The following is an 18,392-nucleotide window of genomic DNA, read 5'->3' on the forward strand; positions in this document are numbered from 1 at the left end:
CGGCGGGCCGCGGGGGGTCCTCCGCCCCCCGCGGCGGGGGGGGGGGGGGGGCCCGGGCCCCCCCCCCCCCGGGCCCCCCCGGCCGCCCCCCCCCGCCCCCCGCCCCGCGCCTCCCACCGCACCGAAGGACGTTCTCCGTGACCGCCACCACCGCCCCGCCGCGACGGGGACCCGCCTCGCACGCGCGGGCCGACCGGACCGGCCGACGCCGCAGCCCCGTGACGTGGTTCCGCGGCGGCGGCCTGAGCAACCTCGTGTTCATGCTGCCGCTGATCCTGATCTTCGGCGTCTTCTCGTGGTTCCCGATCGTGCGCGCGGTGATCATGAGCGTCCAGGAGACGAACCTGGTGAGCGACCCGACGTTCGTCGGGCTCGACAACTTCCGCCAGGTGCTCGCCGACCCGCTCCTGGGCAAGGCCGTGAGGAACACGCTGTACTTCGCGTTCCTCGCCCTGCTGTTCGGGTACCCGATCCCGCTCGTCGCGGCCGTGCTCATGCGCGAGGTCCGCCGGGCGCGCGGCCTGTACTCGGCCCTCGCGTACCTGCCGGTCGTCGTGCCGCCGGTCGTGGCCGTGCTGCTGTGGAAGTTCTTCTACAACGGCAGCCCCACGGGCGTGTTCAACACGATCCTCGGCTGGGTGGGCCTCGGCCCGTACCCGTGGCTCCAGGACGCGTCGACCGCGATGCCGTCGCTCGTCCTCGCGGCCACGTGGGCCGGGGCGGGCGGCACGATCATCATCTACCTCGCCGCGCTCACCAGCGTCCCGCCCGAGCTCTACGACGCGTCCGAGGTGGACGGAGCGGGCCTGTGGCGCAAGATCTGGCACGTCACGCTGCCCGCGCTGCGCGGCGTCCTGTTCATCACGCTCATCCTCCAGGTGATCGGCACGGCGCAGGTCTTCCTCGAGCCGTACCTGTTCACCGGCGGCGGGCCGAACAACGCGACGCTCACCGTGCTGCTGCTCATCTACCGCTACGCCTTCCAGAACAGCCTCGGCGGCGACTACGGGGCGGCGACCGCGCTGTCGCTCATGCTCGCGGCCGTCCTCGCGGTGTTCTCGCTCGTCTACTTCCGGCTCACCCGGTCCTGGAGCACGTCATGACTCTCTCGCCCACCGACAACCCGAGCGAGATCGGCGTCGTCTCGCAGGACTCCGCCGCCACGACGGACGTCGCCGACGACGCGGCCGGGACCGCGCGGCGCGCCGCCGAGGCGAGCCGGCGCCGCCGCGAGGCCGAGCGCCGCACCGCCCGCGCACGGCGCCGCAAGGCGCTCGACGGCGTCGAGGACCGCGGTGCGCTCTCCGAGGCCGACTGGCGGCGCCCGTCCGTCCGGTGGGGGATGGGCACGACCCACGTGCTGCTGCTCGTGGTCCTCGTCGTCGCGGGACTCGGCCCCATGCTGCTGCTCGCGAAGTACGCGGTGACCCCGACGCAGGACATCCTGCGCACGCCCATGGCCGTGTTCCCGAACGGCATCGCGTGGGACAACCTCGACCGGGCGTGGAACGACGTGCAGGTGAGCCGGTACTTCCTCAACACGATCTGGCTCGCCGTCGGGTCGTGGGCGTCGCAGATCCTCGTCGCGACGACGGGCGGCTACGCGCTGTCGGTGCTGCGCCCGCGGTACGGGAAGGTCGTGCAGGCGCTCGTGCTGTCGACGATGTTCGTCCCGGCGATCGTGCTGCTCGTCCCGCTGTACCTGACGATCCTCGACCCGCCGCTGCTCGGGCGGTCGCTCATCAACAGCTTCTGGGCCGTGTGGCTGCCGGCGGGCGCGAGCGCGTTCAACGTGCTGCTCGTCCAGCGGTTCTTCGACAGCCTCCCGCGCGAGGTGTTCGAGGCCGCGCGCATGGACGGGGCGGGGCCCTACCGGCTGTTCTGGTCGGTCGTGCTGCCGATGTCGAGGCCGATCGTCGGCGTCGTCTCGGTGTTCGCGGTCATCGCGGCGTGGAAGGACTTCCTCTGGCCGCTCCTCGTGCTCAAGGACCCGGCGATCCAGCCGCTGTCCGTGCGCCTGCCGTCCATCGAGGCGTCGACCGACCTCGGCGTGTTCCTCGCGGCGCTCGCGATCTCCACGCTCATCCCCGTCGGGCTGTTCCTCGTGTTCCAGCGCATGTTCCTCCAGGGCGCGGGCCTCGGGGGTGCGGTCAAGGGCTGACCGGACCTCCCGCCGAGCACGAGGTTGGTGTCGTCATCCGCCCGATGACGACACCAACCTCGTGCTGGACCGCGAGCATGGTCGTGCTCGGCGGTGTCCCGTACCGGGCCCGACCGCCCGACGACGTCGCGCGCGCCGGGCGATCGGGTCGCCTCAGCCGCGGCCCCGGCCCTGCATGGCGCGCAGGACGGCGTCGTGGACGTCGGTGTTGCGCTGCGCCCCGGCGAGGCGCTCGGCCCCCGGTCCCTGCGCGGTGATCGGCGTGGCCTCGCCCGTGTGGCCGCCCGTCGTCCAGTCGACCGTGAAGTGCAGGTCGGAGCCGGCGAGGTCGAACGGGCCGTCCTCGGCCGTGGCGCCCTCGCCGCCCTCGTCCTCGGGGTCGACGTTCTCGATCGCGAGACCGCCGGTCGCGTGGTCGCCCACGACGAGCACGAGCGTGCCGCGGTTCCTCTTCGCGAAGTCGAGCGCGAGCGCGACGGTCTCGTCGAGCGCCTGACCCGCCTGGATCGTGCGCGTCGCGTTGCTGCGGTGCGCGAACTCGTCCACGGCCTCCTCCTCGACGAGCAGGAAGAACCCGTCGCGGTCGCGCGACAGCACGTCGAGCGCCTTCGCCGTCATGTCGACCAGCGGCACCTCGGGCTCGTAGAGGTCGCCCTCGCCCTCGTTGCGCTGCTCGAACATCTCCTCGTTCGCGAACAGGCCGAGCAGCTTGCGCCCGCGCGCGTCCGCGAGACCGTCGGCGTCGCTCACGTACGTGTACCCGAGGTCCTGCGCGCGCTCGACGAGGTTGCCCGCCGTGCCCTTGCTCTCCTCGGTCGGGTCCTTCGCCGGGTTGTCCTCCCACGCGCCCGGCTCGCCCGCCGGGAACCACCAGTCCTCGCCGCCGCCGAGGATGACGTCGGGGCGCGAGCTCTCGAGGAACTGGCGCGCGATCTCGCTCTGGTCGCCGCGGTCGGGCACGTGCGCGCCGAACGCGGCGGGCGTCGCGTCGGTGACCTGCGCCGTCGTGACGAGCCCCGTCGCCTTGCCCAGGCCGCGCGCGGCCTCGAGCAGGGTCGGCACGGGGTTGCCGTCGGCGTCCACGCCGACCGCGCCGTTGTACGTGCGCACGCCGGACGCGAACGCCGTCGCGCCCGCCGCGGAGTCCGTGACGGCCTCCTCCGGGTCCGCCGAGTCGGTCGTGGTCCAGCCCGCGTGCTCGAGCGTGTTCATGGCGAGCTGGCCGTCCTTGCCGACCGTGGCGAGCCGGATGAGCTCGCGGTGCGACAGGCCGAGCCCGTCGCCCTGGATGAAGATGACGTTCCGCGCGCGGTCGTTGCCGTGCCCGTGGCCGCCGCCGCGGTCACCGCCACGGTCGCCCCCGCCGAACGGCAGGAGCATCACGAGCGCCGCGGCGGCCGCGACCCCCGTGGTGCCTGCGCCGAACCGTCCTCGTCGTGCGTGCATGAGCCTCTCCTTCCCACCGGCGTCGCTGCCGGTGACGGCGCGGCCGCCCAGGACGGGGTCGCCGTCGTGCACGGGCCGCGCCCGGCAGCGTCGGTGCCGCCGGAACGTCCCACGCTAGGCAGGGGCCCGGCACTGGCAACCGGGGGTCGGGGGTTCGCGCGCGGGACGTCACCAGCGGTTGTGGACCTCCTCGGCCCAGCCGTCCAGACCGGCGAACCGCACGGGTCTCGCGCCCGTCCCGCCGGGCGGGGTGAACGTGCCCGACCACGTGCCGAAGCACTGGTCCGTCGACGACGACACGACGCCGAGGTTCGTGCGCGTGACCTTCGTGCGGAAGGGCTCGAACGTCGCGTCGAGCCCGCCGCCGGTGACGCGCCACGGCCGGTCCGGGTCCGCGAGGTCGTAGTCCCACACGAGCTCGTCGGGGAGGTGGTGGAGGCGCCCGTCGACGAGGACCGCGTTCTCCGTCGACCCCGTGCCGACCGTCCACCTGCCCCCGACCTGGAGGCCGACGACGTGGCCGTGGCTCTCGCCCGACCCCGCGCCCCAGTTCCAGCGGACGTCGTACGGCCAGCGCCCGCGACCGTGGTCGAGCACGGCCCACGACGACCCGGCGGGCACGTCGACCGTCCGGCCGTCGACCCACAGCGTCCCGCGCGCCGGGCGCGCCACGTCCTTCACCGTGTACTGGAACCGGGTGTCGCTCCACGGCACGACGACGGCGAGCCGCTCGTGCCCGTGCGGGAGCTCGGCGACGACGTCGAACGAGACGTCGCGCGTGCGCGCCCTCAGGCGGGTGCCGCCCTCGACCTCGTCGAGGTCGATCGCGAGGGCCTTCGCGCGGGCGCGCGCCGGTCCGTCGCCGAGGGTGCCGGGAAGTACGACGCCCCGGGACGGCACGACGGTCGCGGCGGCGCCCCACGTGCGCCCCGACGCCCGGTCGAGCACCCACACCTCGTGCACCGCGGCGTAGTCGATCGACGAGACCGTGAGCGCGAGGACGTGGGTCGGCGTCATGACGCCCCAGTACTCCCAGCGCTTGGTCCGCCCGCGGCCCCGCAGACCGCGGCCCACGCCGTCGGTGTCGACGAGCGGCCGGCGCGCCCAGCCGACGGCGCGCCGGTCGAGGCGGCCGTCGGGCAGGGTGAGCGGCACGCGCTCGGTGATCTCCGGGAGCGGCACTGCTCCACCTCCACGCGGTCCGGCTCGGGCGACGTGTGCACGGGCGTCGGTGCCCGGCGCGCCCGAGGAGCGAGCGGCCCGAGTCTAGGCACGCCGCGGCGGGGGAGGAGGTGACACTCTGTCCCGTCAATGTCACGTCCGAGCCGTCCCGTTCCGGACGGGCGAGCCCCGGGCCGGGTGCCATGATCAGGAGCATGCCCCCGTTCTCCCCCCAGGACGTCGCTGCCACCGAGCGGGCCGCCGTGCCCGCCACCCCGGCGGCCGCCGTCGACACCGCGCCCGAGACCCCCGACCTGCGCCCCTACGACGCGCTGCTGCTCTACTCGTTCGGCGGGCCCAACAAGCCCGAGGACGTCGTGCCGTTCCTGCGCAACGTCACCGCGGGCAAGGGCATCCCGGACTCGCGCCTCGAGGAGGTCGGCGAGCACTACTACGGGTTCGGCGGCAAGAGCCCCATCAACGAGCAGAACCTCGCGCTCAAGGCGGCGCTCGAGGCCGAGCTCGCCCGGCGCGGGATCGAGCTGCCCGTCGTGTGGGGCAACCGCAACTGGGAGCCGTACACCGACGACGCGATCACCGAGCTCGAGGCACTGGGCGCGCGCAACGCCGTGGCGCTCGTGACGTCCGCCTACTCGTCGTACTCCGGCTGCCGCCAGTACCGCGAGGATCTCGCCGTGGTGCTCGACCGGCGCGGCCAGCTCGGTCCCGAGGGCTCGACGGGCGTGCAGTTCGACAAGGTGCGCTCGTACTTCAACCACCCGGGCTTCGCGCAGGCGAACGTCGACGCGGTCCTCGACGGCTATGCGGCGCTCGTGGAGAAGGGCGGCGACACGGCCGCCGCACGCCTCGTCTTCGTCACGCACTCCATCCCCGACACCATGGAGGCCGCGTCGCGCATCGCGTACGCGACGTACTCCGAGCAGCACCTCGACCTCGCGCGCGTCGTCGCCGCCGCGGTGTCCGAGCGCCTCGGGCACGAGGTCTCGTGGGACCTCGCGTACTGCTCGCGCTCGGGCCCGCCGAGCCAGCCGTGGCTCGAGCCCGACGTCAACGACCACCTCGAGGCCATCGCGCAGGACGGCGTCCGCGACGTCGTGCTCTCGCCGATCGGGTTCGTCTCGGACCACATGGAGGTCGCGTACGACCTCGACACCGAGGCGGTCCAGACCGCGACGGAGCTCGGGATGACGGCCGTCCGCGCCGGTACCGTGGGCACGCGCGAGCCGTTCGTGCGCGGGCTCGTCGACCTGCTCGTCGAGCGCGCCGCGATCGCGCGCGGCGAGGCCGTCGCCGAGGCCACGGTCGGCGACCTCCCCGCGTTCCGCTCGGTGTGCGCGCCCGGCTGCTGCCTGCGCCGCGACGGCGAGCCGAGCGGCGTGCCCGCGCTGTGCAGCACCGACGTCCACAGCTGACCCGAGAGGAACCCCCGATGAACGACGCCTCGCGCGTGCCCGCGGACCACGACCAGATCAACTCCACCATCCGCTACGCGATGTGGTCCGTGTTCGCGACGGCCGCGCCCCTGCCCGCCGACGCGGACGAGCGGGCGGGCCTCATGAGCGACGCGCTGGCCGCCGTCGGCGGCGGGGACGACCCGGCCGCGACGGAAGGCGACCTCGTGGTGCGCGGCTGGTACGACGTCGCGGGCCTGCGCTCGGACGCCGACCTCATGGTGTGGTGGCACGGACCCACGGTCGAGTCGGTGCAGCGCGCCTACCAGCACCTGCGCGCGAGCGGCCTCGGGGCGCACCTCGAGCCGGTGTGGTCGAACGTGGCGCTGCACCGCCCGGCGGAGTTCAACCGCGGCCACGTGCCCGCGTTCCTCGCGGGCGAGGCGCCGCGCGACTACCTGTCGGTGTACCCGTTCGTGCGGTCGTACGACTGGTACCTGCTGCCCGACGCCGAGCGCCGCACGATGCTGCGCGACCACGGCCTCGCGGCGAGGGACTACCCGGACGTGCGCGCCAACACCGTCGCGTCGTTCGCGCTCGGCGACTACGAGTGGATCCTCGCGTTCGAGGCGGACGAGCTGCACCGCATCGTCGACCTCATGCGCGAGCTGCGCGCGACGGAGGCGCGCCGCCACGTCCGCGAGGAGGTCCCGTTCTTCACCGGGCCGCGCACGACCCTCACCGCCTGGGCGGACCGCCAGCCCCTGGCCTGACCCCGCACCGCCCCGCGCCGCCCGGCGCCCGCGCCGCGGGGCCGGGGGCGCCGGCGGGGGGCGAGGCCGCCGGGGGGGGTCGCCGGGGCGGGGGCGGGCCCGGGCGACGGGGGCGCGGTGGTCGACGGCGCGGTCGGGCCGGCGGCGGTGCGCAGCGCGGCCGGGGCGGCGACGGCGGCCGACACCGCGAGGGCGGCGCCGAGCGCCGCGGCGAGCACCGCGACCGGGACCCCGCGGCGGCGCGCCGTCCCGGGGTCCTCCGCCGCATCGGCGTCGTCGCCACGAGGGGAGGGGTGCGCGTCGTCGTCCACGGTCGCGACGGTACCGGGCGGTCCGGTCCGCGGCCGGGTCGGCGGCAGCCCTCCGCAGGGCCCGCGCGGGCTCTTCACGGGCGGGCGGCGAGCGCGGGCCGGGAGCGCTCCCGAACCGGTCTTTCGGCGCATCGAGGGAGCGTCCGGGCGTCCGACCCGGCGCACTCCATACCAGGACTCCTGGATACCGGCAACATCTGGCATGATCCGGCCATGACTGTGAGGACGGCCGCGGAGCTCGCCGCGGTCGAGGACCCTGCGTGGCCGACGCTCTCCCGCATGCTCGGGCGCGCCGGCGTGGAGGTCGTCCCGCCTCCCGCGTGGTCGCTCGAGGTCCTCTACCGCCTCCAGGTCACGGTCCGCTCCACGCTCGGGGCGCTCGCGCTGCACACGGGCGGGGTGCTCGTCGACGGCGGGTGGCTCCGGATCATCGGCGGGGGCGGCGCCGGGCTGCCCGACCTCGCGACCGTCAACGGGCTGGGCGAGCCCGGTCCCGACAGCGTCGCCCCGGCCGTCCTCGTCGTCGCGTACGACGTGCTCGGCGGCACGTTCGCGATCAACGGCGGCGGGCTGCCGGGACCGCTCGGCAACGTCCACTACTTCGCGCCGGACTCGCTCTCGTGGGTCGACCTCGGGTTCGGCCAGGCCGCGTTCCTCGAATGGGCGGTGAGCGGCGGGACCACCGAGTTCTACGCACCCGTCCGCTGGCCGGGGTGGTACGAGGAGGTCGGCGGCGTCCGTCTCGACGAGGGCCTGAGCCTCTACCCGCCGCTGTGGTCGGAGGAGGGGCGCGACGTCGCGCGGTCGTCGCGCACGACGGTGCCCCTCGGCGAGCTCGTGGACTGGCACTTCGAGATGGCCGAGCGCATGGCGCCCGTCGACGACTACGTGCGCGACGCCGACGAGCACCTCGACGGGTACGGCACGTGGCCCGCCGAGGGCTACCGCCCGTAGGCCGCGGTCACGCGCCGCCCGCGTCGAGCAGGTCCCGCGGCACCGCCCCGAGCTTGTCGGGGTTGCGCACGATGTCGAGCGCGGTGACGCGCCCGGCCGCGACCGTGAACGACATGACCGTGAGCACGCCCGACACGTCGCGCACGAGCAGGCCCGGCGTACCGTTGACGTCCACCACGCGCAGCGTCTCGGGCGGCTTGCGCAGGTAGGTGAGGAGCACGCGGCCCGCGGGCTCCGCGCCGTGGATCGTGCGCCGCAGGGTGCGGACCTTGCCGCCGCCGTCGCCGCGCAGCACGACGTCGGGGTCGAGCAGGCCGAGCAGCGCGGGCAGGTCCTGGCCCGCGCACGCGGCGACGAACGCCTCGACGACCTGCTGCTGCTCGGCGCGCGTCGCCCGGCGGCGCGGGCGCCCGGCCTCGACGTCCTTGCGGGCGCGCGCGGCGAGCTGGCGCACCGCCGCGGGCGAGCGTCCGACGACGTCGCCCACCTCCTCGAACGGGAGCCCGAAGACGTCGTGCAGGACGAACGCGACGCGCTGCGCGGGGGAGAGGCGCTCGAGCACGACGAGGAGCGCCATGCTCACCTCCTCGTCGAGCGTCACGCGGTCCGCCGGGTCGGCCGCGACGGTCGACGTCGCGGCGGTCGCCACGGGGGACGCCGCTCCGGGCGGGGTGACGACGGGCTCGGGGAGCCAGGTCCCGACGTACCGCTCGCGCCGCACGCGCGCGCTGCCGAGCACGTCGAGCGCGAGGCGGCCGACCGTCGTGGTGAGCCACGCTGCGAGGTCGCGGATCGACGCGGGGTCCTGCGTGCGCAGCCGCAGCCATGCGTCCTGGACGCAGTCCTCGGCGTCCGACCACGACCCGGTGGTCGCGTAGGCGAGGCGCAGGAGCCGGGGCCGCTCGGCCTGGAACGCGCGCGCGACCTCCTCCGGCCCGGTCGTCGCGCCCGGCCCGGTCGTCGCGTCCGGCCGGGTCATCGCGCGGACGCGCGCAGCGTGCGCTGCACGGCCAGCCAGTCGCGGAACGTCGTGGTGCCGCGCGCGTCCGGGTGCGGGTCGACGAGCGCGCCCGTGCGCAGCGCGCGCCCCAGCGCCCCGGGCAGCGGGACCCGCAGGGGCAGCGCGCGCGACCCCGTGGCCGCGCGCCACGCGCGCGCGGCGTCGCGCAGGTCGAGCACCTCGGGCCCGGTGACGGACGTGGTGCCGTCTTGCGGCTCGCGCGTCGCGGCGTCCGCGACGGCCGCCGCGGCCTCGGCCGCCGCGACGGGCTGCACGGCGGCGCGCAGGAGCGGCACGACGCCGCGGCTCGCGGCGCCCGCGAGAGTCCCGGCGACGAACTCGTGGAACTGCGTCGCGGCCACGACCGTCCACGGCACGCCGCCCGCCGCGACCGCCTCCTCCTGCTCGACCTTGACGCGGTAGTAGGCCATCGGCACATCGTGGCACCCCACGATCGAGACGACGACGTGGTGGCGCACCCCGGCGTCGCGCTCGGCGGCGAGCAGCCGCTGCGTCCCGCCGACGAGCGTCGCGCGCGCCCGCGCGACGGGCGTGCTGGCATTGCTCGCGTCCACGACGACCTCGATCCCGTCGAGCGCGGCCGCGAGGCCCGTCCCCGTCGTGACGTCCACGGGGTAGTGCTCCGCGTGCCTGCTCAGGGTGCGTACCTCGTGCCCGCGCGCGCTCAGCTCCGCGACCACGTGCCGACCGATCGTCCCCGTCCCACCTGTCACTGCGATCCTCATGCCCGTACGACGAAGCAGGGGCCTCCCGTGTGACATCGCCGCACACCGACGACACTTGTATACAAGTGCGCAAGCGCTGTGGCACGATGGCCGGGTGACGACGACGCCCGACCTGCGCGCCGCCGGGCCGGCGCCCGGCGACGCCGGGCTCACGCGCCGCCAGTCCGGGGCCCGCGCCGTCTACGACCTCCTGCGCGGGCGCATCATCGACGGCACGCTCGCCCCGGACGCGCGCCTCACCGAGCCCGTGCTGTCCGCCGAGCTCGGCGTCTCCCGCACCCCCGTGCGCGAGGCGCTGCGCCTGCTCCAGGCGGAGGCGCTCGTCGTCGAGCTCCCCACCGGGGGAGTGCGCGTCGCGCCGCTCGACGTCGCGGACGCGCGCCGCGTCTACGACGTCCGGGCCCGCCTCGAGGGCCTGCTCGCACGGGACGCGTGCGAGCGCGCGACACCCGACGACGTCGCCCGGCTCGCCCGGCTCGTCGCGCTCATGGACGCCGTGCGCGACCACGAGGACGAGGTGCTGCGCGTCGGCGCCCAGTTCCACGGCGAGATCGAGGCGCTCGCGGACAACCGCTGGGGGTCGGCGCTCCTGCGCCAGATCCGCGGCCACGTCGACCGGTACCGCGCGCTCGCCGCGCGCCGCCGCGTCGGCACGACCGACCACGTGGACGAGCACCGCGCCGTCGCCGACGCGATCGCGAGCCGCGACCCCGGTGCGGCCGAGGCCGCGATGCGCGCCCACATCGAACGCAGCGCCGCCCTCGCCGAGCAGTCGCTGCGCGGCGCCGGGTCGGCGACCGACGACCTCCCCTGACCACCCACCACCGCACGACGGAGACACCGATGCCGTACACCCACCACCTGCGCGTCTACCCCAGCGCGGAGCCGCTCGACCGCGCCGACCAGCTCGCGTGGAAGCTCGCCGAGCTCGCGACCGACCCGGTCGAGGTCACGCCTGAGGTCGTCGACATGGTGATCAACCGCGTCATCGACAACGCGGCCGTCGCCGCCGCCAGCCTCACGCGCGGCCCGGCCGTCGCGGCGCGCGGACAGGCTCTCGCGCACCCGTACACGCCGGGTGCGACGGTGTTCGGCTGCGGGCTCGACACCCGCACGAGCCCCGAGTGGGCGGCGTGGGCGAACGGCGTCGCGGTGCGCGAGCTCGACTTCCACGACACGTTCCTCGCCGCGGAGTACTCGCACCCGGGCGACAACATCCCGCCGATCCTCGCCGTCGCGCAGCACGCCGGGTCCGACGGCGCCGCGGTGGTCCGCGCGATCGCGACCGGGTACGAGGTCCAGGTCGACCTCGTCCGCGCGATCAGCCTCCACCGGCACAAGATCGACCACGTGGCGCACCTCGGGCCGTCGGCCGCCGCGGGCATCGGGACGCTGCTCGGCCTCGACACCGAGACGGTCTTCCAGGCGATCGGCCAGGCCCTGCACACGACGACGGCCACGCGCCAGTCCCGCAAGGGCCAGATCTCCACGTGGAAGGCGCACGCCCCGGCGTTCGCGGGCAAGGTCGCGGTCGAGGCCGTCGACCGCGCGATGCGCGGCCAGACGTCGCCCGAGCCGATCTACGAGGGCGAGGACGGCGTCGTCGCGTGGCTGCTCGACGGCCCGGACGCGTCGTACGACGTCGTGCTCCCGGCACCGGGGGAGCCGAAGACCGCGATCCTCGACACGTACACCAAGGAGCACTCGGCGGAGTACCAGTCGCAGGCGCTCATCGACCTCGCCCGCGCGCTGCACGACGAGCACCCGTGGCTCGCCGACCCCGACAACGTGACGAGCATCGTCATCCACACGAGCCACCACACGCACTACGTCATCGGGTCGGGCGCGAACGACCCGCAGAAGTACGACCCCACGGCGTCGCGCGAGACGCTCGACCACTCGATCCCATACATCTTCGCGGTCGCGCTGCAGGACGGCGGCTGGCACCACGTCGACTCGTACACCCCCGAGCGCGCGGGCCGCCCCGACACGGTCGCGCTGTGGGCGAAGGTCACCACGGCCGAGGACCCCGAGTGGACGCGCCGTTACCACTCGACCGACCCGGCCGAGAAGGCGTTCGGCGGGCGCGTGGAGATCGAGCTCGCCGACGGCGGTCGCCTCGTCCGCGAGATCGCCGTCGCCGACGCGCACCCGCTCGGCGCGCGCCCGTTCGGGCGCGAGCAGTACGTGAAGAAGTTCCGCACGCTCGCCGCGGACGTCCTGGAGGACGCCGAGATCGAGCGCTTCCTCGACCTCGCGCAGCGCCTCCCGTCGCTCACGCCGGCCGAGGTGCGCGAGCTGACGATCGTCGGGCGGCCCGGGCTGCTCGACTCCGTCCCGACGCCGACCGGGCTCTTCGAGCTCGGGCGCGACGACGCCCCCGCCCACGGTGAGTTCGAGGGCGACGGGTTCACCATGCACGAGGCCCGTGAGACGACCGAGGGGGAGGCGCGCTGATGCTGTACAGCCAGGTGACGCCGTCGGACAAGCGGCGCGCGTTCCGCGCGGCGCTCGACGCCGCGGCGACGACGGGGGAGCCGCTGCGGCTCCCGGGCGCGTTCAACCCGCTCTCCGCGCGCCTGATCCAGGACAAGGGCTTCGAGGGCGTGTACGTGTCCGGGGCCGTGCTGTCGGCGGACCTCGGGCTGCCCGACATCGGCCTGACGACCCTCACCGAGGTCGCGGGGCGCTCGCAGCAGATCGCGCGCGTCACCGACCTGCCCGCGCTCGTCGACGCCGACACCGGGTTCGGCGAGCCGATGAACGTCGCGCGCACCGTCCAGGCGCTCGAGGACGCGGGCGTCGCGGGCGCGCACGTCGAGGACCAGGTCAACCCCAAGCGGTGCGGCCACCTCGACGGCAAGGAGGTCGTCGGTCTCGACGAGGCGGCCAAGCGCGTCCGCGCGGCCGCCGACGCGCGCAGGGATCCCGGCTTCCTGATCATGGCGCGCACCGACGTGCGCGGCACGATCCCGGGCGACGCCGGGCTCCGGGCCGCGATCGACCGCGCCAAGGCGCTCGTCGACGCGGGCGCGGACGCGATCTTCCCCGAGGCGATGAAGGACCTGTCGGAGTTCGAGGCCGTCGCGTCCGCCGTCGACGTCCCCGTGCTCGCCAACATGACCGAGTTCGGCAAGTCCGAGCTCTTCACGCGCCGCCAGCTCGGCGACGCCGGCGTCCGCCTGATCATCTACCCCGTGACGCTCCTGCGCGTCGCGATGGGCGCGACCGAGCGGGCGCTCGACGAGATCGCCGAGACCGGCACCCAGGCGGGGCAGGTCGAGGGCATGCAGACGCGGGCACGCCTCTACGAGCTGCTCGACTACGCCGCCTACAACACGTTCGACGAGGGCATCTTCACCTACCGGCCCTGACCACCGACCGGTGCCGCGGCCGCTCCGCCCGGCCGTGGCACCGGCACCCCGCGACCCGTGCTGCACGAAGGAGTGACCGCATGACCACCCCCACCGCCCCGGCCACCGACGCACCCGAGATCCGCAGGGGACTCGCCGGCGTCGTCGTCGACGTCACGTCGATCTCCAAGGTCAACCCCGAGACGAACTCGCTGCTCTACCGCGGCTACCCGGTCCAGGACCTCGCCGCGCGCCGCAGCTTCGAGGAGGTCGCCTACCTCCTGTGGCACGGCGAGCTCCCCACGCCCGAGCAGCTCGCCGAGCAGACCGCCGTCGAGCGCGCCCACCGCGCCCTGCCGGGCAACGTCCGCAACGCGATCCTCGAGCTCCCGACGACGTGCCACCCCATGGACGTGTGCCGCACCGCGATCTCCCAGCTCGGCGCGCACGACCCCGATGCCGAGGACTCCTCGCCCGAGGCCGAGCAGGCGAAGGCGCTGCGCCTGTGGGCCGTGCTGCCCGCCGTCGTCGCGCTCGACCAGCGCCGCCGTCGCGGCCAGCAGATCGTCGACCCGCGCGACGACCTCACCTACGCCGAGAACTTCCTGTGGATGACGTTCGGCGAGGAGCCCGAGCCCGCCGTCGTGCGTGCGTTCGAGGTGTCGATGGTGCTGTACGCCGAGCACTCGTTCAACGCGTCCACGTTCACCGCGCGCGTCATCACGTCCACGCTGTCCGACCTGCACTCCGCGGTGACCGGCGCCGTCGGCGCGCTCAAGGGCCCGCTCCACGGCGGCGCGAACGAAGCCGTCATGGCGACGTTCGCCGAGATCGGCACCGCCGACCGCGCCGCGGCGTGGCTCGACGACGCGCTCGCGCACAAGCGCAAGATCATGGGCTTCGGGCACCGCGTCTACAAGCACGGCGACTCGCGCGTGCCCACGATGCGCGCGACGCTCGACGACCTCGTCGCGCACTACGGCCGCCAGGACCTCCTCGACCTGTACACCGCGCTCGAGGCCGCGATGACCGAGCGCAAGGGCATCCTGCCGAACCTCGACTACCCGGCCGGACCGGCGTACCACCTCATGGGCTTCGACACCCCGATGTTCACGCCGCTGTTCGTCGCGTCGCGCGTCGTCGGCTGGACGGCGCACGTCATGGAGCAGCGCGCAGCCAACGCCCTCATCCGCCCCCTGAGCGAGTACGTGGGCCCGGAGCAGCGCGAGCTCCCCTGACCCGCCGAACATGCGGTTGCCGCCCGTCAGGAGAGTGGGACGGGCGGCAGCCGCATGGTCGGGCACGGGGAGTCAGCCGACGAACGACTCCAGCGCGGCGCGGTCGACGGCCTCGCGGTGGATGAGGGCCTTGACGTCCTCCATGCGGTCCCAGACGTTGACGGCCATGCCGGCCTCGACCCGGCCGTCCTTGACCCAGAACGCCACGAGCTCGCGGTCGGGGAGGGAGCCGGACACGACGACCTCGTCGTACGCGTCCGGGCCCGCGACGAAGCCGAGGTACTCCATGCCGACGTCGTACTGGTCGGAGAAGAAGTAGGGGAGCTCGGGGTAGGGGTCGGTCGCGCCGAGCATCGCGCGCGCAGCGTGCGGGCCCTGGTTGAGCGCGGTCGCCCAGTGCTCGACGCGGACCGACCGCCCGTACCGCGCGGTCGGCACGCTCGCGATGTCGCCGGCGACGAAGACGTCGGGATCGGTCGTCTGGAGCGTCGCGGAGGCGACGACGCCGCCCGTCGTGGAGTCGAGCGCGAGGCCCGCGTCCCGGGCGAGCGCGACGTTCGGGACCGCGCCGACGGCGACGAGCACGAGGTCGGCGTCGACGTGCGTGCCGTCGGCGATGTCGACGCCGGTCGCGCGGCCGCCCTCGCCGGAGATGCCCGTGACCTGGGCGCGGCGGTGCAGGTGGACGCCGTGGTCGGTGTGGACCTGGCCGTAGAGCTCGCCCATCTCCGGCCCGAGCACGCGCTCGAGCGGGTGGGCGCCGAGACCGATCACGGTGACGTCGAGGCCGATCGTGCGGGCCGACGCCGCGATCTCCAGCCCGATCCACCCGTCGCCGACGATCGCCAGCCGACCCTCACCGTCCTCGTGGGCGGCGCGCAGCGCGGCGGCGAGGGACTCGGAGTCGTCGAGCGTGCGGAGCTCGTGCACGCCGTCCAGGTCGACGCCCGGCAGCGGGATGCGCCGGGGGTCGGAGCCGGTGGCGAGCAACAGCCTGTCGTACGGCAGCGACCGGCCGTCGTCGAGCGTCACGCTCCGCGCGCCGAGGTCGAGCGCGGTCGCCTCGGTCCCGGTGAGGAGCTCGACGTCGTGCTCGGCGTACCAGCCCGCGGCGAGAGGGAACACGGAGTCCCGCTCGACCTCGCCGCGCAGGTAGTCCTTCGACAGCGGCGGGCGCTCGTACGGGTGGTGCGGCTCGCGCGCGACGACGGTGAGCCCGCCGTCGTACCCCTCGTCGCGGAGGGTCTCGACCGCCTTCGCGGCGGCGAGGCCGCCTCCGACGACGACGTGGCGTCCGGCGCTCATGACGACCTCCGCGATCCTGGGGAACGGCGATGGGCTCAGTCTCGCGCGTTCGCCCGCGCAGCGCCCGGCGTGCGGTCAGAGGGCGGTCGCGCCCGCCGGCTCGTCGGCCCGCGCGGCGGACCGCACCACCCGGCGGCGCCGGGACGGCACGCCCATCGTCGGGTGGGTTACGGCCCAGACGGCGCTGCGGGTGACGAGCTCCTTGTAGAGCACCGCCACGCGGCCGGAGAGCGCGCGGTCCTTCGACCGGTCGTCCGCCGTGACGAACTGGATCAGCCCGTCCGAGCGCCCGAGCGAGATGCACTGCTGCACGTACCGGATGCCGACGCGCGGGACCTCGCCGCCGCTGAGCCGCGCGGCGACGGCGTCGGCCGCCTGCCAGGCGGTGGGCGTGCCCGAGGCGCACGACATGCGCAGCGGCTTGCCGCCCGGGCCCGTCGCGCTCGCGGCGTCGCCCACGGCGTACACGTCGGGGTGGGACACCGACCGCATCGTGGCGTCCACGACGATCTGGCCGCGGTCCGTCGTCTCGAGCGCGGTGGCGCGGGCGAGCGGGTGGACGGCGAAGCCCGCGGTCCACACGGTGACGTCGGTGGGCAGCACGGTGCCGCCGGCCGTCGTCACGCTGTGGCGCCCCACGGCGGCGACGGACGCGTGCTCGTGGACCGTGATGCCGAGCCGGTCGACGACCGTACGCAGGTGGGCGCGGCCCTTCTCCGAGAGCCAGTCGCCGAGGCAGCCGCGGGCGACCAGCGCGACGTCGAGCCCCGGGTGCGCCTCGGCGACCTCGGTCATCGTCTCCAGGCCCGCCAGCCCACCGCCGACGACGACCACGCGGCTGCCCGGCTCCAGCGCGGCCAGGCGCTCACGCAGGCGCAGGGCGCCCGGACGGCTCGACACGTCGTGCGCGTGCTCCGCGACGCCGGGGACGCCGTCGACGTCCCAGCCGCTCCCGAGCGCGTAGACGAGCGTGTCGTACTCGACGACGTCGCTGCCGGTCCCGTCGGGCGCGGTGGTCGTCACGGTCTTGCGGTCGACGTCCACGTGCGTCACGCGGCCGAGCCGCAGCTCGACGCCGGTGCCGGCGAAGATCTCGTCGAACGGCCGGGGCGTGAGGTCCTGGCCCGCGGCGAGCTGGTGCAGCCGCACGCGCTCGACGAAGTCGGGCTCGGGGTTCACGAGCGTGATGGAGGCGTCCTCGCGGCGCAGCCGCTTGGCGAGACGGCCGGCGGCGACGGTTCCGGTGTAGCCGCCACCGAGGACGACGATGCGGTGCTGCATGGTCCTGCTCCTGTCTGCGAGGGCCCGCGCCGGTCCGGCGCGGTCGTGCCCCTTGAACCGGGCAGCGGGCCGGTTCCTGACAGGGGTGAGGTGTGACGCCGATCACACCCGCTCGGTGGGGAGCGGGCGACCCGTGCCGGACGGGTCAGAGGACGGCGAGCGGCGCGACGCCGCCCCTCGCGGCCGCCCACTGCGCCGTCGCGCGCTGGAGCTTGTCGGGGTTCACCTGGTTGTGGACCGCGGCGATGCCGTCCGCGGTGACCTCGAGGCACGTGATCCCGACGACGCGGCCGTCCGCGACCGCCACGACGGCGGGGCCGCCGTTCGCCGTCGTCGCGTACACCTCGGTCGCCGCGCCGACGTAGTTCCGCGTCGCCCCGCCCGGCTTGAACAGGCCGCGCAGGAACGTCGCGACCGCCGTCGCGCCCAGGAAGCCCTCGGCCCGGGCGGGCACCGTGCCGCCGCCGTCGCCCACGGAGAACGCGTCCTGCGTGAGCAGCCGCACCAGCGGCTCCGTGCGGCCGCTCGTGGCCGCGGCGAGGAACTCCTCGACGATCTGCCGCGCAGCCGCCTCGTCGATGTCGGTGCGCGCCTTGCCCTCCGCGACGCGCTTCTTCGCACGGTGGTACGTCTGCTGGCTCGACGCCTCGGAGACGTCCAGCATCTCCGCGATCTCGCGGTGCGAGTGGTCGAACGCCTCGCGCAGCACGTACACCGCCCGCTCGTGGGGCGACAGCCGCTCCAGCAGCACGAGCACCGCGTACGACACCGACTCGCGCTGCTCCGCCGTGTCCGCCGGACCGAGCATCGGGTCCCCGGCGAGCAGCGGCTCCGGGAGCCACGTCCCCACGTACGTCTCGCGCCGCCGCCGGGCCGACGAGAGCTGGTTGAGGCAGATGTTCGTGAGCACCTTCGTCAGCCACGCCTCCGGCACCTCGATCCGCCCGACGTCGGCGCCCTGCCAGCGCAGGAACGTCTCCTGCACCGCGTCCTCCGCCTCGCCCGCGGAGCCGAGCATGCGGTACGCGATCGCCGTCAGCCGGGGCGCGGCGTCCTGGAACCGGTCCACGTCGACAGCGCTCAGGGGCATGCTCGCGGATACTACTCGCCCGCTCCGACCTGCCTCCGGGCGCTGCCGCTGCACTGGGATCACGAGGGAACGCAAGAGGCCCTCTGGCCGGCGTTGCCGCCGGCCAGAGGGCCTCTCACAAGGGTCGGGGTGACAGGATTTGAACCTGCGACCTCTTCGTC

General features: G+C 74.8%; 15 protein-coding genes and 1 pseudogene. 9 read left to right on the forward strand and 7 right to left on the reverse strand.

Going from position 1 to position 18,392, the window contains the following annotated elements:
• Positions 1–260 precede the first annotated feature (260 nt).
• Complete coding sequence (locus tag GYH36_RS03180) at positions 261–1,103, forward strand: carbohydrate ABC transporter permease (protein WP_115943742.1); 843 nt, start codon at positions 261–263, stop codon at positions 1,101–1,103.
• Complete coding sequence (locus GYH36_RS03185; protein WP_024839430.1) at positions 1,100–2,161, forward strand: carbohydrate ABC transporter permease; 1,062 nt, start codon at positions 1,100–1,102, stop codon at positions 2,159–2,161. Before GYH36_RS03180 ends, GYH36_RS03185 begins: the two co-directional genes overlap by 4 nt.
• Positions 2,162–2,314: 153 nt before the next feature.
• Here the strand turns inward: GYH36_RS03185 and GYH36_RS03190 are convergent, their stop codons facing one another.
• Together GYH36_RS03190 and GYH36_RS03195 are read right to left on the reverse strand one after the other, a co-directional pair.
• Positions 2,315–3,607: an alkaline phosphatase gene (locus tag GYH36_RS03190; RefSeq protein ID WP_246209151.1), complete on the reverse strand. Its 1,293-nt coding sequence runs from the start codon at positions 3,605–3,607 to the stop codon at positions 2,315–2,317.
• 168 nt (positions 3,608–3,775) lie between these two features.
• Entirely contained in the window at positions 3,776–4,789 is a 1,014-nt protein-coding gene (locus GYH36_RS03195) for a DUF2804 domain-containing protein (protein ID WP_162289085.1), read from the reverse strand.
• Between the two features lie 194 nt (positions 4,790–4,983).
• On the opposite strand from GYH36_RS03195, the gene GYH36_RS03200 reads away from it, so the two are divergent.
• From GYH36_RS03200 to GYH36_RS03210, 3 genes are all read left to right on the forward strand, one after another.
• Entirely contained in the window at positions 4,984–6,201 is a 1,218-nt protein-coding gene (locus GYH36_RS03200) for a ferrochelatase (protein WP_024839427.1), read from the forward strand.
• A gap of 17 nt (positions 6,202–6,218) precedes the next feature.
• Positions 6,219–6,953, forward strand: coding sequence for a hydrogen peroxide-dependent heme synthase (gene hemQ / locus GYH36_RS03205; RefSeq protein ID WP_162289086.1), 735 nt, complete (start codon positions 6,219–6,221; stop codon positions 6,951–6,953).
• Positions 6,954–7,477: 524 nt separating this feature from the next.
• Entirely contained in the window at positions 7,478–8,218 is a 741-nt protein-coding gene (locus GYH36_RS03210) for a DUF2625 family protein (RefSeq protein ID WP_155098711.1), read from the forward strand.
• 7 nt (positions 8,219–8,225) lie between these two features.
• Here the strand turns inward: GYH36_RS03210 and sigJ (GYH36_RS03215) are convergent, their stop codons facing one another.
• Together sigJ (GYH36_RS03215) and GYH36_RS03220 are read right to left on the reverse strand one after the other, a co-directional pair.
• Complete coding sequence (gene sigJ, locus GYH36_RS03215; RefSeq protein ID WP_162289087.1) at positions 8,226–9,197, reverse strand: RNA polymerase sigma factor SigJ; 972 nt, start codon at positions 9,195–9,197, stop codon at positions 8,226–8,228.
• Positions 9,194–9,952, reverse strand: a complete 759-nt coding sequence (locus GYH36_RS03220; RefSeq protein ID WP_203231526.1) for an SDR family oxidoreductase — start codon at positions 9,950–9,952, stop codon at positions 9,194–9,196. Before GYH36_RS03220 ends, sigJ (GYH36_RS03215) begins: the two co-directional genes overlap by 4 nt.
• A 106-nt stretch (positions 9,953–10,058) precedes the next feature.
• Between GYH36_RS03220 and GYH36_RS03225 the strand changes: the two genes are divergently transcribed.
• The 4 genes and pseudogenes from GYH36_RS03225 (at position 10,059) to GYH36_RS03240 (ending at position 14,555) form a co-directional block, all read left to right on the forward strand.
• On the forward strand, positions 10,059–10,778 hold the full coding sequence (locus tag GYH36_RS03225; protein ID WP_024841709.1) for a GntR family transcriptional regulator: 720 nt from the start codon (positions 10,059–10,061) through the stop codon (positions 10,776–10,778).
• A gap of 29 nt (positions 10,779–10,807) precedes the next feature.
• A pseudogene (locus GYH36_RS03230) lies at positions 10,808–12,322 on the forward strand (MmgE/PrpD family protein); the annotation flags it as partial.
• A 98-nt stretch (positions 12,323–12,420) separates the two neighbouring features.
• Positions 12,421–13,338, forward strand: coding sequence for a methylisocitrate lyase (gene prpB / locus GYH36_RS03235; RefSeq protein ID WP_024841711.1), 918 nt, complete (start codon positions 12,421–12,423; stop codon positions 13,336–13,338).
• Positions 13,339–13,418: 80 nt separating this feature from the next.
• Positions 13,419–14,555: a bifunctional 2-methylcitrate synthase/citrate synthase gene (locus tag GYH36_RS03240; protein WP_162289089.1), complete on the forward strand. Its 1,137-nt coding sequence runs from the start codon at positions 13,419–13,421 to the stop codon at positions 14,553–14,555.
• Between the two features lie 72 nt (positions 14,556–14,627).
• Here the strand turns inward: GYH36_RS03240 and GYH36_RS03245 are convergent, their stop codons facing one another.
• The 3 genes from GYH36_RS03245 to sigJ (GYH36_RS03255) form a co-directional block, all read right to left on the reverse strand.
• On the reverse strand, positions 14,628–15,860 hold the full coding sequence (locus GYH36_RS03245; RefSeq protein WP_162289090.1) for an NAD(P)/FAD-dependent oxidoreductase: 1,233 nt from the start codon (positions 15,858–15,860) through the stop codon (positions 14,628–14,630).
• Between the two features lie 75 nt (positions 15,861–15,935).
• A complete protein-coding gene (locus GYH36_RS03250) occupies positions 15,936–17,141 on the reverse strand; it encodes an NAD(P)/FAD-dependent oxidoreductase (RefSeq protein WP_162289091.1) in 1,206 nt (401 codons plus the stop codon).
• Between the two features lie 145 nt (positions 17,142–17,286).
• Complete coding sequence (gene sigJ, locus GYH36_RS03255) at positions 17,287–18,231, reverse strand: RNA polymerase sigma factor SigJ (RefSeq protein ID WP_162289092.1); 945 nt, start codon at positions 18,229–18,231, stop codon at positions 17,287–17,289.
• Positions 18,232–18,392 lie beyond the last annotated feature (161 nt).

Source organism: Cellulosimicrobium composti, assembly GCF_010287905.1.
Classification (GTDB): Bacteria; Actinomycetota; Actinomycetes; order Actinomycetales; family Cellulomonadaceae; genus Cellulosimicrobium; species Cellulosimicrobium composti.

Coding starts and splice junctions, on each gene's coding strand:
- sigJ (WP_162289092.1), bottom strand. CDS start 18,231: ATGCCCCTGAGCGCTGTCGACGTGGACCGGTTCCAGGACGCCGCGCCC.
- GYH36_RS03200 (WP_024839427.1), top strand. CDS start 4,984: ATGCCCCCGTTCTCCCCCCAGGACGTCGCTGCCACCGAGCGGGCCGCC.
- GYH36_RS03245 (WP_162289090.1), bottom strand. CDS start 15,860: ATGAGCGCCGGACGCCACGTCGTCGTCGGAGGCGGCCTCGCCGCCGCG.
- GYH36_RS03180 (WP_115943742.1), top strand. CDS start 261: ATGCTGCCGCTGATCCTGATCTTCGGCGTCTTCTCGTGGTTCCCGATC.
- GYH36_RS03210 (WP_155098711.1), top strand. CDS start 7,478: ATGACTGTGAGGACGGCCGCGGAGCTCGCCGCGGTCGAGGACCCTGCG.
- prpB (WP_024841711.1), top strand. CDS start 12,421: ATGCTGTACAGCCAGGTGACGCCGTCGGACAAGCGGCGCGCGTTCCGC.
- sigJ (WP_162289087.1), bottom strand. CDS start 9,197: ATGACCCGGCCGGACGCGACGACCGGGCCGGGCGCGACGACCGGGCCG.
- hemQ (WP_162289086.1), top strand. CDS start 6,219: ATGAACGACGCCTCGCGCGTGCCCGCGGACCACGACCAGATCAACTCC.
- GYH36_RS03185 (WP_024839430.1), top strand. CDS start 1,100: ATGACTCTCTCGCCCACCGACAACCCGAGCGAGATCGGCGTCGTCTCG.
- GYH36_RS03190 (WP_246209151.1), bottom strand. CDS start 3,607: ATGCACGCACGACGAGGACGGTTCGGCGCAGGCACCACGGGGGTCGCG.
- GYH36_RS03250 (WP_162289091.1), bottom strand. CDS start 17,141: ATGCAGCACCGCATCGTCGTCCTCGGTGGCGGCTACACCGGAACCGTC.
- GYH36_RS03240 (WP_162289089.1), top strand. CDS start 13,419: ATGACCACCCCCACCGCCCCGGCCACCGACGCACCCGAGATCCGCAGG.